This is a genomic window from Halorubrum sp. SS7 (genome assembly GCF_005435055.1).
Classification (GTDB): Archaea; Halobacteriota; Halobacteria; order Halobacteriales; family Haloferacaceae; genus Halorubrum; species Halorubrum salinarum.
On the sequence record NZ_SGXV01000705.1, the window covers coordinates 1 to 223 of the forward strand.

1 pseudogene is annotated in these 223 nt (G+C 67.3%); it reads left to right on the forward strand.

Annotated elements, in window-relative coordinates:
- Window positions 1-223, forward strand: a pseudogene (locus tag EXE44_RS19655) (MFS transporter); the annotation flags it as partial.

The following is a 223-nucleotide window of genomic DNA, read 5'->3' on the forward strand; positions in this document are numbered from 1 at the left end:
GGAGCGTGCGAACGACGCCGACGGCGACGACTCGCCGGAGGCGCGAGAGTATCTCCGACTGTTCCGGAACCCGCGGTTCTCGGCGTTCGTGCTGGTCACGGTCGGGTTCTCGTTCGCGCACAACGGCCTGGTCGCATTCCTTCCCCTGTACCTCTCGGAGGCCGCCGACCTCGCGACGTCGACCGCGAACCTCCTGTACTCGCTGGTGTTCGCGGTGACGTTC